Genomic DNA, 12,863 nt, shown 5'->3' on the forward strand with positions numbered 1-12,863 from the left:
AGGCAGCACTGTTGCCAAGCGAGCGTCGCCGTGCGACGGGTCCCGGCATCTGCTTCCTACGGACTGGTCCCCCGCCCCCTCATGTCCGACCGTCAGATGTTCCCCGCCCGGGTCCGCGCCGTCCTCGGTCCCACCAACACGGGCAAGACACATCTCGCCATCACGCGCATGCTCGCGCACGCCTCGGGCGTGATCGGCTTCCCGTTGCGGCTTCTCGCACGCGAAAACTACGATCGCATGGTGGCGGTGAAGGGCGAGCGGCACGTCGCGCTGATCACCGGCGAGGAGAAGATCGTGCCGCCGGAGGCGAAGTGGTTCGCCTGCACGGTGGAGGCGATGCCGCTCGATCGCCGGACCGAGTTCGTCGCGGTCGACGAGATCCAGCTTTGCGCCGATCCCGATCGGGGGCACGTCTTCACCGACCGCCTGCTGAACGCGCGCGGACTCGTCGAAACCATGTTCCTCGGCGCCGCGACGATCCGGCCGCTGCTGCAGCGCCTCGTGCCGACTGCCGAGATCGAGACGAGGCCGCGCCTGTCGCAGTTGACCCATGCCGGTCTTGCGAAGCTCACGCGCCTGCCGCCCCGCTCCGCGATCGTCGCCTTCAGCGCGACCGAGGTCTACGCGATCGCGGAAGCGGTGCGGCGCCGGCGCGGCGGATGCGCGGTGGTGATGGGCCGCCTGTCGCCGCGCACGCGCAATGCCCAGGTGGCGCTCTACCAGAACCGCGAAGTCGACTTCCTCGTGGCCACCGACGCGATCGGCATGGGCCTCAACATGGATGTCGACCATGTCGCCTTCGCGGCGCTCCAGAAATTCGACGGCCATCAGATGCGGGGCCTGACGGCACAGGAGGCAGCCCAGATCGCGGGGCGGGCCGGACGCGGCATGCGCGACGGAAGCTTCGGCACGACCGCCGATTGCCCACCGCTGCCGGACGAACTCGCCAAGCAGATCGAGAACCACGAGTTCGACCCGCTGCAGCAACTCGCCTGGCGCAATGCGGATCTGGACTTCACCAGCGTCGACGCGCTGCTCGCGTCGCTCGCCGCGCCACCGCCCATGCCTGGTCTCTCGAAGGGCAACGACGCGGTCGACCACATCACGCTGCACGCCTTGTCGCGCGAGAGCGAGGTCCGCGACCTCGCCCAGGGTCGTGCCCGGGTACGGCTGCTCTGGGAGGCGTGCCAGGTTCCCGATTTCAGGAAGATTGCCGACGACAGCCACACGCGGCTCTGCGGCCGGATCTTCGGCCATCTCGCCAAGGATGGAACCCTGCCGGATGACTGGGTCACGGCGTCCATCGCGGCGCTCGACAATGTCGAGGGCGACCTCGACACGCTGATGGCCCGGCTCGCCAACATCCGGATCTGGTCCTACGTCGCCGCCCGCGCCGATTGGCTCGCGGACGCCGCCTCTCGCCAGGCGCAGGCGCGCAAGGCGGAGGACAACGTGTCCGACGCGCTGCATGAGCGGCTCCTGGCGCGCTTCGTGGATCGGCGCGCCGCGCATCTCATCCGTCGCCTGGACGAGGACGACGCCAACCTGCTCTCCGCCGTGACCCGGCAGGGCGAGGTCGTCGTGGAAGGCCATACGGTCGGCCGTGTGCGGGGCTTCCACTTCGAGCCCGACCCGGATGCCACGAAGGAAGAGGAAAGGCGGCTTGTCCTCCGGGCCGCGCGGCGCGCCCTGCGCGAGGAGATGCCCCGACGCCTGGCCTCGCTCGAGACCGCTAAGGACGAGGCCTTCAGCCTGACGCCGCAGCATCGCGTCCTCTGGGACGGCGCGGAGATCGCCCGCCTCCGACCGGGCCCGGAGCCGCTCAAGCCGCATATCGACCCGATCGCGAGCGAGTTCCTCGACAATGCGCAGCGCGAGCGTGTGCGACTGCGGCTGGCGGCGTGGCTCGAAGGCCTGGTGAAACGTGAACTCGGTCCGCTGTCGGTTGTCGAAGCCAAGGCGGCGGAGGACAACAGCCTGCGGGGCCCCGCCTACAGGCTGCGAGAAGGCATGGGCCTGGTGCCCGGCGCGACGGAACGCGACGTGCCGGCGGAACTCCGCTCCCGCCTGAAGGCGATCGGTATCCGGGCCGGTCGCTACGCGCTCTACCTGCCCGAAGTCCTGAAGCCCCGCGCGATGACGCTGCGCGCCCAGTTCTGGGCCCTGCGTCACCATCTGCCGACGCCGGCGCTTCCGAACCCGGGTCTCGTCTCTGTCACCTTGCCGGAGACGCCGCAGCCGCCGCCCGACGATCCGCAGGCGCCGCGTCCGCCGGAGAGCTGGCCGCCGGGATTTGCGGCCGCCATGGGTTGGCTCCAGGCGGGTCATGTCCTGCTGCGCCTCGATGTCGTCGAGCGGATCGCGGGCGAGCTCGGCTATCTCACCCGCCGTGCGCCCGCGCCGGTGCCCGAGGGCTTGGCCTCCCGCCTCGGTCTGAAGGGCGACACGCTGCCCATCGTGCTGGAGGCCATGGGCTTCCGGTTGATCCCCGCCGAGACGCTGGCCGAGGACCAGTTCGGGCCGCCCGCACCGGCGCGGATCGGCGTCGCGCGCCCGGAACGCGTGCAGCGCCCGCCACGTACGGAGCGCGCGCCGCAGCAGCAGCGGCCGGAGCAGCCCGACCGCGGCCCGCGCTGGGATCCGAGCATCATGTTCGGGCCGCCCATCCCCCGGGACCTGCGCCCCGCGCGGCCGGATCGCGGCCCGCGACGCGAGCATCGCGGCGACAACCAGCATGCCGACCGGCCGCGCCAGGACGGGCCGCGTCCCGACACGTCAAGACGGGAGACCCCCGAGGGCCCTGCCGCGCAGCGCGAGGCCCGGCCTGACCGGCACAGGGACCAGAGAGACGACCAGCGCCCGGATAGGCGGCGGTCCGACCGGCCGCGCCAGGACGGACCGCTGCCCAACGGGCCGCGGCGCGACGATCGCGGGCCGCGTCCCGATCGTCCGCGCTTCGAGGGTCCGCGACGCGACCGTGAGGAGCGCGCCCCGCGGGAATACGCCTCCGGCCCGAAGGTCGACTCGCCCTTCGCCGTGCTTGCGCAACTGAAGCTCAAGAAGGACTGAGGTGGAGGCCGAGGCCGGTCCCGACTGGCAACGGCTGGATGTCTGGCTCTGGTGCGCGCGCCTCGCGAAGACGCGCGGCGAATGCGCCCGCCTCGTCGCCGGCGGCGCGGTGCGGCTGAACCGCCAGCCCACCGACAAGGCTCATGCGAGACTGCGCGTCGGCGACGTTCTGACGCTCGCCGTCCATGGCCGTGTCCAGGTATGGCGGGTGCAGAGATTGGCGTTGCGCCGCGGACCGCCGGCGGAGGCGCGGCTGCTCTACGAGGACCTCGCTCCGCAGGACGGACCGTGATCGGCACCGGTCAGTCGGCCCGCCGCCCGTCGCACTCGGGCTCCGTCTCGAGGACAGATTCGTGCAGCGAGCCGATCTCCGCCACCGGCCGGCCGGTGGCATCGAGTTGGAAGAAACCCCAGGCCATGTCTCGAACCTCCGGCTCCAACTCACCCGGATCGGACAGCAGGCAGCAGATCGCGCAGAGAAGCTCGCGCTGCATATGGCGGACCACGGTGGTCAGGTCGTCTTCGGACACGCCGAGGGCCCTTATCCGGTCTAGCGCAGCGAGGGTGGGTTCCCCGCCGGGGCCGGGGTGAGCCCACAGCGCCTCTACCCAGGCCGGCCCGTTCCGCCCGACAAGCTGCTTCCACGCCTGCCGCAGGAAGAGGAACCGCGCGAGTTGCGGAATGCCTTCGCGACGCTTCGATTGCGCCCAGGTGGCCGGCTCGCGCGCGCCAAGCTTGCTGAAGAGATCCGGAGCCGCCGCGGCGGCAGGAGCGGCTTGCCTTGTGCGGCGCGGCAGGCCAATCCTCTCCTACCGGGGCGGGGCTTTTCCGCGCCGGGCCGGAGGCTGCAGTGACCTACGTCGTCACCGAGAACTGCATCAAGTGCAAGTATATGGATTGCGTAGAAGTCTGTCCGGTGGATTGCTTCTATGTCGGCGAGAACATGCTCGTCATCCATCCTGACGAGTGCATCGATTGCGGGGTTTGTGAGCCCGAGTGCCCGGCGGAGGCGATTGTGCCCGATTCCGACGACAAGGCGTCCGCTTGGGTCGAGCTGAACCGCACCTACTCGACCCAGTGGCCAAATATCACCCGCAAGGGCGAGGCGCCGGCAGATGCCGACGACTGGAAGGACAAGCCAGGCAAGCGCGACCTCTTCAGTCCAGAGCCCGGCACGCCGTAGAAACGAGGCTCAGGGCGGGATGGGCGCGTTCCCTCTAATTCACCCGGGGTGGTAACTGGCTGATTTTCAGGTTATAATTTTGTTGGGATTGGAAACGGACAGGGGACGTGGAACGCGTTCGGGGTCCGATCCGCTTGTCTGTGGGATCATGCCGGCTCGGGCCCGGCCCCCGGGACGGCGGGGCCAATCCCTGCGACTAAGCCCAGGGTCGCGGAATCCCGGGTGCGCGGATAGCGGGTAGCGTGATGAAGGCAACCGCCCAGTCGAAGAGCGCCCAGGCCAAGGGCCGGACGACCAAGCCGGTGCGGGCGGCTGCGCCGAAGAAGGCGGCGAAGGGCGCAGCCAAGTCCGTGGCTTCAGCACGACCAGCCAAGAAGCCCGCACAGAAGGCGGCCACAAAGCCGAAGGCGGCCACCGCCCCGCGGCGTGGAGCATCGTCGGCGGGCGGGAAGCGCGTCACCAAGGCAATCGTCAAGGCGCCCGCGAAGTCGGTTCGCAAGTCCGCCACGAATAAGGCGAGCGCCGCCAAGACCAAGACAAGCAAGCCGTCGACCGGGACGGGCGCAGCGCGAAGGGCCGTTGCGCGGCCGACCGCGGCATCGAAGCCCAAGAGCGCTTCGCGCGCCAAGGCAGCTGCGCGCAGCCCGTCGTCCGTCAAGCCCAAGGCGGCCAACGCGGCGGCGCCCAAGGCGTCCGGGCCGAAGAAGTCCGCACCGGCCAAGGCAGCGCCGCCGAAGTCGTCGCCGACCCCGACCAAGTCGGCCGCGAAGCCGGATGCCGTCGCGGCAGAACCCGCAAGCGCGGCGCCTTCGGCCCCGCTCACGGCGGCGCAGCCGGAGGCTGCGAAGACCAAGGGCGTGGCCGAGCCGCCGCCGCCGCCCGCTCGGAGCTCCCCGTCAGTGGCCCCGCCCGCGCCCAAAGCCATGGCCATGGCGGCGCCGCGTCCCGCCCCGGTGCAGTCAGCACCGCCGGCGGCCCCGGCGCAACCGAGCCCGCCGGTGCCGCGCCCGCCCTCGCTGTCGCGGCCCAGCTTCCCGTCTCGCGCTCCGGGCATGATGGGGCTCCGCCAAGGTGCTCCACCCGGGCCCGATGCGACAGCGCCAGCACCGGCAAAGCCGAAGGGGCCACCGGTCGAGTTCAAGTCCGGCGACTACGTCGTCTATCCGACGCATGGCGTTGGGCAGGTGCAAGGCATCGAGGACATGCCTGTCGCCGGCTTTTCGCTGAAGGTGATCATCGTCACCTTCGAAGAGAACCGGATGACGCTGCGAGTCCCGGTCAACAAGGCAGCATCATCGGGACTGCGAAAGCTCGCCAGCGAAGCGCTGATGAACGAAGCGCTCGACGTCCTCCGCGGACGCGCCCGCATCAAGCGCACCATGTGGTCCAGGCGGGCCCAGGAGTACGAGCAGAAGATCAACTCGGGCGATCCGCTCGCCATCGCGGAGGTCGTGCGCGATCTGCACCGCAACGCCGGTCAGCCCGACCAGTCCTTCTCCGAGCGGCAGATCTACGAGCAGGCGCTGGACCGCCTTGCGGCGGAGCTCGCGGCGATCGATCGCACCGACAAGGCCACTGCCGCGGAGAAGCTGCAGGGCGTTCTGAAGTCAGGTTGAGCGCGGGCACCTGCCCGCCCCCGGGACTCATCGCGCCGCACCTCCGGCGGCTCGAGGCCGAGGCGATTGGCATCCTGCGCGAGGCGGCGGCGGCGTTCCGAAATCCGGTCCTGCTCTATTCGGTCGGCAAGGACAGCTCGGTCGTCCTCCATCTCGCGCTGAAGGCCTTCGCGCCCGCCCCGCCGCCCTTTCCGCTGCTCCACATCGCGACCGGCTGGGACTTCCGCGCGCTTCTCGAGTTCCGGGATCGGCGCGCCGCGGAGCTTGGTTTGCGTCTGATCGTCCACACGAATGGAGACGGCCACGCGCGCGGTATCGGTCCCCTCACGCACGGCTCCCGCCTGCACATGCAGGTCATGGCCACGGAGGCGCTGGGGCAGGCCCTCGATACCTGGGGCTTCGATGCAGCCATCGGCGGCGCGCGTCGAGACGAGGAGCGCAGCCGGGCGAAGGAACGCGTGTTCAGCCATCGCGGCCCGGGGCATGGATGGAACCCGCGGCACCAGCGACCGGAGCTTTGGCGCCTCTGGAACACGCGGCAGGGACCGGGCGAGACGATGCGGGTCTTCCCGCTCTCGGATTGGACGGAACTCGACGTCTGGACCTACATCGCCGCTGAGGGGATCCCGGTTGTGCCGCTTTACTTCGCGGCGCCGCGACCGGTGGTGCAGCGGGACGGTCTTCTGATCATGCGGGACGACGCCCGCATGCCGCTGCTGGCCGGCGAGGCGGAGGAGCTACGGCGGGTCCGCTTCAGGACCATGGGCGACTGGCCCTTGACCGGGGCGCAGGACAGCGATGCGACGACCGTTGCGGACGTCATCCGCGAAATCCGCGAGTCCAGGTTCAGCGAGCGAGCGGGACGGCTGATCGACCGGGATGAGGACGCCGCGATGGAGCGCAAGAAGCGCGAAGGCTACTTCTGAGCTGCGTCGGAGCGATATCGCCACAAAAAGACCCCGGCAGGCTGCCCTGCCGGGGTCTGTACCGTCAGACGAGCAGACGGATCACTCGCTGTTCTGGCGGACGCCCATGAACTGGAGCAGCAGCTGGAACAGGTTGACGAAGTTCAGGTAGAGCCCGAGCGCGTCGAACACGCTGCGCTTACCGGCCTCCTCCGTCCCCTCGGCATAGGCATGCTCGATGTAGTCAGCCTTGATCCGCTGGGTGTCGTACGCGGTCAGGCCGACGAACACCACCACGCCGATCACCGAGATGGCGAACTGCAGCGCGGAGCTCTGCAGGAAGATGTTCACGATGCCTGCGATGATGATGCCGATCAGGCCCATCATCATGAAGGCGCCCATGCGAGTCAGGTCAGCCTTCGTGGTGTAGCCGTAGAGGCTCACGCCCGCGAACATCGCCGCCGTGATGAAGAACGTCGAGGCGATGGAGGCCGAGGTGTAGATCGCGAAGATATTCGACAGCGACGCGCCCATGACGGCGCAGAAGGTCCAGAAGAGGGCCTGGGCGGTCGTCTTGCTCATCCGGTTGATGCCGAAGCTCAGCACCAGGATGAAGGCGAGCGGCGCGAACATCGCGACCCAACCGAGGATCGTCGGCACCGTCGCGTTGCCGCGCGGGGTGCGGACCACCTGGTAGAACAGGCTCGCCACGTCCGGATTGTGGGCGATCAGATAGGCGACGATGCCGGTCAGCAGGAGGCCGGAGGCCATCCAGTTGTAGACCCGCAGCATGTACGCCCGCAGCCCGGCGTCGAGCTGGGCGGCATCCACGGCCGAGGACCGCCCGAAGGGCTGGGTCCAGGCCGACGCGCCCGTCTGGAAGCGGTTGTCGGGACCGAAAGCCATGGTGAGTAGATCCTCCCGGCGGGACAGGGGTGACAGTGGCCGTCCCGGCGGCGCCTATCATATGGAGTTTTGGTAATCCGGATCAACCGGGTATGCGCCAGCATTCCGCAGGTGCGAAGGACACGTGCGAAGGAGGCGAGGCGTGCCGGTCGGACCCACCGCCGCGTCAGGCCGCCCCCTGGACCCAGTAACCCTTGTGCGGCACCGCACCCTCGGCCTCGAGGCAGGGCCCGACAACGTCCACCGCCTCGGCGGCGCTGTCGAGCACCGCCCGGCAGGACAGGGACAGGCCTGCGGTATGCGGCTGTGCGTTCCGCAGATGCAGGATCGCCGCCGCCGAAAGCCCGTAAACCACCCGACCGATCCCGGTGTAGAAGATGGCGGCCGCGCACATCGCGCAGGGCTCCCCGGACGAATAGATCGTCGCCCGCCGCAGCGCCGGCCGGGGGATGCCCGCCGAGATCACCGCCTGACACGCGTTCATCTCGGAATGCGCGAGCGTCCCGCCACCGCCCTGGCCCTGGGTCGAGAGGCCCTCTGCCAGGATTGCTCCGTCTTCGGCGACGACCACGGCCGCAAACGGGCGGTCGCCCCGGGCCCGCGCCGCGCCGGCCAGGCTGAAGGCGTGGCGGAGGCGGGCCGCATCTGTCTCGGACAGGGATTGCTCCATCGCTCGAACAAACCTCGCCGCTACTCGTTGCGCAACAGCGGCGCCGGGCGGGCCCGCAGCGCCAGCGCGGTCCCGACATAGCCCAGCGCCAGCGTCAGCAGGACGCAACCGATCACCACGATCGCCAGGGTCCCCGGCAAGAATACCCACGTCGCACCCATGACGAAGCGCGTCACCGCCCAGGACGCAGCGGAACCGGCCGCGGCGGCGAGGAGACCCGCGACAAGGCCCAGCAGGCCGAACTCGACCAGCCATGCCGCGCGGATCTGCGACCTGGTCGCGCCAACGGTCTTGAGCACGACCGCGTCGCGGACGCGGCGCCGCTGGCCTGCGGCAACCGCCCCGGCCAGAACGAGCATGCCGGCGAGCAGCGTCACCGAGGACGTCGCCTGCAAGGCGACACCGACCCGAGACAGCAGATTGGCGACCGCCTCGAGAGCGTCGCGGACCCGGATCCCCGACACGTTCGGGAAGGCGTCGGTCAGCGCCCGCAGCACCCCGGTCTCGGCCTGCGGCGTGCTGCGGACGGTCGCGATGTGCGTATGCGGCGCGGCCTCCAGCAGGCCGGGCGAGGCGACCATGGCATAGTTGATCCCAAGTCCGCGCCACTGGATCTCGCGCAGGGAGGCAATCCGCAGGTCGATGTCGCGCCCGAGCACGTTCACCGTGATGGTCGAGCCGAGCCCGATGCCCCAGCCGCGGGCCAGGTTGGCGTCGAAGGACACCAGCGGCGGGCCGTCGTAATCGGCGGGCCACCATTGCCCGGCGACCAGACGCGTCCCCTCGGGCGGCGTTGCCGCATAAGTCAGGCCGCGGTCGCCGCGCAGCGCCCAGCGCGTGTCTTCCGTGGCGTTCACCTGATCCGCCGGCACGCCATCCACGGCGACGATGCGCGCCCGCAGGGACGGCGCCCGCTTGACCTCATCCACCCCCGGCTGGGCCTGGGCGAGGCGGTCGAACTCCCGCGCCTGGTCGTTCTGGATGTCGATGAAGAAGAACGAAGGCGCGGCCTGCGGCAGTTGATCCGAGATCTGGCGCCGCAGGTTGCCCTCGATGGTCGCGATGGCCGCGAGCGTCGTCAGGCCGATGCCGAGCGCGACCAGCATCGTCGGCGTCGGCGCCCCCGGCCGGTACAGATTGGCGAGGCCCAGGCGCCAGGAGGGCCGCCGCACATGGCGCAGAAGCCGCGCGCCGCGCATCAGTAAGTCGGCCCCGAGCCGGAACAGCAGCAGGGTCGCTGCGGCGCCGACCACGAAGCCCAGCGCGAAGCGGGGCTGCTCCGCCGTGGTGACGACAAGCGCCACGAGCGACAGCGCCGCGATCACGTTCCAGACGAGGATACGGTGCGACGGACGGCCGGGCGACGCGGTGACGGTGTCCCGGAACAGCGCGGCGCCCGGGATCCGCTGCGCACGCCCGAGGGGCCAGAGCGCGAAGGCGACCGCCGTCAGCAGCCCGTAGAGGGCAGCAAGTCCCAGTTCCCGCGGATAGATCCCGAGCCGCGGCGGGACCGGCAAGGCGCCCGCAAGCGCCTGGGCCGCCAGCCATGTCAGGCCGAAGCCCGCGACCAGGCCGATCGCGATCCCGATGCCCGCAAGGATCAGCACCTGGATCAGGTAGGTGGCCAGGATGGTGTCCCCGGGCGCGCCGAGGCAGCGAAGCGTCGCAATGGTGCGTGCCCGCGCATCGAGCCAGGCCCGCACGCCCGTGGCCACGCCGATCCCGCCCACCAGCAGGGCGGTCAGCCCTGCCAGGGTCAGGAAGGACGCCGCCCGGTCGAGAAACCGGTTCACGCCAGGCTCCGCCTGGTCCGCGTAGCGGACACGCCAGCCGCCGTCGCCATGCGCGGCACGCCATGCCTCCGCAAAGGGCCGCGAGGCGGTGCCCGCGGCCAGGCGAACGCGCGTGTCGTAGCTGACGAGACTGCCCGGCTGCAGAAGCGCCGTGCCGGGAAGCGCCTCGGCCAGGATCATCGCACGCGGGCCGAGCACGGCCGGGCTCGCCACGCGATCGGGCTCCGTCGCGATCACGCCGACGAACGTCAGGGCCGCCTCGCCGATGCGGACCACGTCGCCGGGCCGCAGGCCGAGCCGCTCGGCGACCGAGGCTTCGAGCGCGAGGCTGTCCGGCGTCAGCCGGGCCTCCGCCGGGGCGAGCACCAACTCCCCATAGAGCGGGTAGGCACCGTCCACCGCCTTCAACTCGACCAGCGTCCGCTCGCCGGACGGTGCGACGGCCATCGCCCGCATTTCGACGACCTGCGACAGCTGCGCGCCGCGCGCCGTCGCCCAGGCCTTGGCCGCGTCCGGCATCGGGCGCTGGCTGGTCCGCACCTCGATATCGCCGCCGAGCAGCCGGGCGCCGTCCGCCGCCAGCCCGGCCTCGGTCGCCGCCCGGAGCGTGCCGACGGCTGCGATCGCCGCCACGCCGAGCGCGAGGCAGGCCAGCACGATGCGCAGCGATTTCAGGCCGCCGCGCAGCTCGCGGCGGGCGAGCCGCCATCCATGGAGGATATGCGCGGTCATTCGGCGGCGAGGCGGATCGCCGGGGTGTCGGAGACGATCCGGCCGTCCTCGATCCGGACCTGGCGGCCGCACCGCTCGGCCAGGGCCGGGTCATGCGTGATCAGCAGGAGCGTCGTGCCCATCCGCGCGCGCAGCCCGAACAGCAGGTCCATCACGACCGCCCCGGTGCCGCGGTCGAGATTGCCGGTCGGCTCGTCGGCCAGGATCAGGCGCGGCTCCGCGACCACTGCGCGGGCCAGCGCCACGCGCTGCTGCTCGCCGCCCGAGAGCTGGCCCGGATAGTGATCGAGGCGATGGCCGAGCCCGACCTCCTGCAGCGCGGCGGCCGCGCGGTCGAAGGCATCCCGCCGTCCGGCGAATTCCAGCGGCACCGCGACGTTCTCCAGCGCCGTCATGGTCGGAACGAGGTGGAAGGCCTGGAACACGATCCCCACTTCGTCGCGACGGAAACGGGCGAGCGCGTCTTCGTCGAGCGCAGGGAGATCCCGGCCCGCCACCATCAGCGACCCTCCGGTCGGCCGCTCGAGCCCGGCCAGGAGCATCAGGAGCGACGTCTTGCCAGAGCCCGAAGGCCCCACGATCCCGACCGCCTCGCCTGTCGATACGGCGAGATCAACTCCCCGCAGGACCTGGACGGGACCGGAGGCGGCGGCAGCGGTGAAGACAAGCCCCTTGGCGCTGATCAGCGGGGCCTCGGCAGGCGATGTCACGGATGAGGGGTCCTCGGCGGCTCGCGTCGGATATGGGCGCCGCGCTGCCCTGCAAAAGGCTGCCTCGGGTCTCGGAATGTTGCTGGCCGCGACGGCGGCCGCCCAGGCGCAGCCTCTCTCGGGCGCCGAAATCCGGCTCCTCATGCTCGGCGACTCCATCACCGCGGGGTTCGGGCTGGCACGGTCCGAAGGGCCGCCTGCTCGGATCCAGGCGCTGCTCCGCGAGCGGGGGCGCAATGTGCGGGTGATCGATGCCGGGGTGTCGGGCGACACCACGGCGGGCGGACGGGCGCGGATCGAGTGGGCTCTCGCCGACCGGCCGCACGCGGCAATCGTAGCGCTCGGTGGCAATGACGGCCTGCGTGGGCTCGCCCCCGCCCAGATGCGCGCGAACCTGGTTGCGATCCTGGACGCACTGGCCCGCCGCAACGTCCCGACGCTGCTGGCGGGCATGCTGGCCCCACCGAACCTGGGCGCGGAGTACGGCCGGGACTTTGTCGGCGTGTTCGAGGGGCTGGCCCGCGAGCGGCCGGACCTCGTCTTCTACCCGTTCCTGCTCGATGGCGTGGCGGGCGACCCGGCCCTCAACCAGCCGGATCGCATCCATCCGACCGCCCAGGGGGCCGATGCGATCGCGCGCCGGATGCTGCCTTTCATCGAAACCCTTCTGGACCGGGTGCGCGTTCCGGCGGCAGGCTGACGATCGACGATTCGGGAGGGCACCCGCCGATGCTGCGCCTTTTCGTGGCCCTCGCGCTGCCCGCCCTGATCAAGACGCAGCTCGCGGCGCTGGCTGGCGGGATTCCGGGCGCAAAGTGGGTCCCGCCGGACAATTATCACCTCACGCTGCGCTTCATCGGCGAAATCGAGCCATGGCAGGCCGAGGAAGTGGACGCGGCCCTCGCGGCGATCCGCGCGCCGCGCTTCGACCTCGCCCTGGCTGGGATCGGGACCTTCGAGAAAGGGGGCCGTATCCAGTCGCTCCACGTGACCGCGGACCGCACGGATGCCCTGGCGCGGCTCCAGGCGAAGGTCGAGACGGCGCTGCAACGCATCGGGCTGGAACCGGAGCGCCGCCGCTTCGCGCCGCATGTGACGCTGGCCCGCACGGACCGGGCGGAGACCGCGAAGCTCGTCTCCTTCGTGCAGACCCACGCGCTGGTCCGGCTTCCGCCGGTGCCGGTCGAGCACTTCACGCTCTTCTCCTCGCGGCTGGGCAAGGAAGCCGCGCACTACGTGCCGGAGGTGGAATACGAACTCGCGTGATGGTAGGGGCTTG

12 protein-coding genes are annotated in these 12,863 nt (G+C 70.8%); 7 read left to right on the forward strand and 5 right to left on the reverse strand.

Going from position 1 to position 12,863, the window contains the following annotated elements; translation table 11 throughout:
• The first annotated feature begins 96 nt into the window (after positions 1 to 96).
• Together L2I40_RS00240 and L2I40_RS00245 are read left to right on the forward strand one after the other, a co-directional pair.
• Positions 97 to 3,069 (forward strand): helicase-related protein, encoded by a 2,973-nt coding sequence (locus L2I40_RS00240; RefSeq protein ID WP_237212836.1) that lies wholly within the window; start codon positions 97 to 99, stop codon positions 3,067 to 3,069.
• Between the two features lies 1 nt (position 3,070).
• The gene (locus L2I40_RS00245) at positions 3,071 to 3,361 is read left to right on the forward strand and encodes an RNA-binding S4 domain-containing protein (RefSeq protein WP_237212837.1); all 291 of its coding nucleotides are present in this window, start codon (positions 3,071 to 3,073) and stop codon (positions 3,359 to 3,361) included.
• A gap of 10 nt (positions 3,362 to 3,371) precedes the next feature.
• Here L2I40_RS00245 and L2I40_RS00250 read toward each other — a convergent pair whose 3' ends face one another.
• Entirely contained in the window at positions 3,372 to 3,599 is a 228-nt protein-coding gene (locus tag L2I40_RS00250) for a hypothetical protein (protein ID WP_237212838.1), read from the reverse strand.
• Positions 3,600 to 3,919: 320 nt separating this feature from the next.
• Here L2I40_RS00250 and fdxA point away from each other — a divergent pair, with 320 nt between their 5' ends.
• The 3 genes from fdxA (at position 3,920) to cysD (ending at position 6,794) form a co-directional block, all read left to right on the forward strand.
• The gene (fdxA, locus tag L2I40_RS00255; RefSeq protein WP_237212839.1) at positions 3,920 to 4,252 is read left to right on the forward strand and encodes a ferredoxin FdxA; all 333 of its coding nucleotides are present in this window, start codon (positions 3,920 to 3,922) and stop codon (positions 4,250 to 4,252) included.
• A 245-nt stretch (positions 4,253 to 4,497) separates the two neighbouring features.
• Positions 4,498 to 5,868, forward strand: a complete 1,371-nt coding sequence (locus L2I40_RS00260) for a CarD family transcriptional regulator (protein WP_237212840.1) — start codon at positions 4,498 to 4,500, stop codon at positions 5,866 to 5,868.
• Positions 5,865 to 6,794: a sulfate adenylyltransferase subunit CysD gene (gene cysD, locus L2I40_RS00265; RefSeq protein ID WP_237212841.1), complete on the forward strand. Its 930-nt coding sequence runs from the start codon at positions 5,865 to 5,867 to the stop codon at positions 6,792 to 6,794. The genes L2I40_RS00260 and cysD overlap by 4 nt, the downstream gene beginning before the upstream one ends.
• 81 nt (positions 6,795 to 6,875) lie before the next feature.
• On the opposite strand, the gene L2I40_RS00270 is transcribed toward cysD, so the two are convergent.
• From L2I40_RS00270 to L2I40_RS00285, 4 genes are all read right to left on the reverse strand, one after another.
• On the reverse strand, positions 6,876 to 7,679 hold the full coding sequence (locus tag L2I40_RS00270) for a Bax inhibitor-1/YccA family protein (protein ID WP_237212842.1): 804 nt from the start codon (positions 7,677 to 7,679) through the stop codon (positions 6,876 to 6,878).
• A gap of 166 nt (positions 7,680 to 7,845) precedes the next feature.
• On the reverse strand, positions 7,846 to 8,349 hold the full coding sequence (locus tag L2I40_RS00275) for a deaminase (protein ID WP_237212843.1): 504 nt from the start codon (positions 8,347 to 8,349) through the stop codon (positions 7,846 to 7,848).
• Positions 8,350 to 8,369: 20 nt separating this feature from the next.
• The gene (locus L2I40_RS00280; RefSeq protein WP_237212844.1) at positions 8,370 to 10,874 is read right to left on the reverse strand and encodes an ABC transporter permease; all 2,505 of its coding nucleotides are present in this window, start codon (positions 10,872 to 10,874) and stop codon (positions 8,370 to 8,372) included.
• The gene (locus tag L2I40_RS00285) at positions 10,871 to 11,584 is read right to left on the reverse strand and encodes an ABC transporter ATP-binding protein (protein ID WP_372490970.1); all 714 of its coding nucleotides are present in this window, start codon (positions 11,582 to 11,584) and stop codon (positions 10,871 to 10,873) included. The genes L2I40_RS00280 and L2I40_RS00285 overlap by 4 nt, the downstream gene beginning before the upstream one ends.
• A 76-nt stretch (positions 11,585 to 11,660) precedes the next feature.
• On the opposite strand from L2I40_RS00285, the gene L2I40_RS00290 reads away from it, so the two are divergent.
• Both L2I40_RS00290 and thpR read left to right on the forward strand, forming a co-directional pair.
• Positions 11,661 to 12,284 (forward strand): arylesterase, encoded by a 624-nt coding sequence (locus L2I40_RS00290; RefSeq protein ID WP_237212845.1) that lies wholly within the window; start codon positions 11,661 to 11,663, stop codon positions 12,282 to 12,284.
• A 29-nt stretch (positions 12,285 to 12,313) separates the two neighbouring features.
• Entirely contained in the window at positions 12,314 to 12,850 is a 537-nt protein-coding gene (gene thpR / locus L2I40_RS00295) for an RNA 2',3'-cyclic phosphodiesterase (protein ID WP_237212846.1), read from the forward strand.
• The last annotated feature ends 13 nt before the right edge of the window (positions 12,851 to 12,863 follow it).

The organism is Falsiroseomonas oryziterrae (assembly GCF_021864505.1).
In the GTDB taxonomy this organism is placed as follows: domain Bacteria; phylum Pseudomonadota; class Alphaproteobacteria; order Acetobacterales; family Acetobacteraceae; genus Falsiroseomonas; species Falsiroseomonas oryziterrae.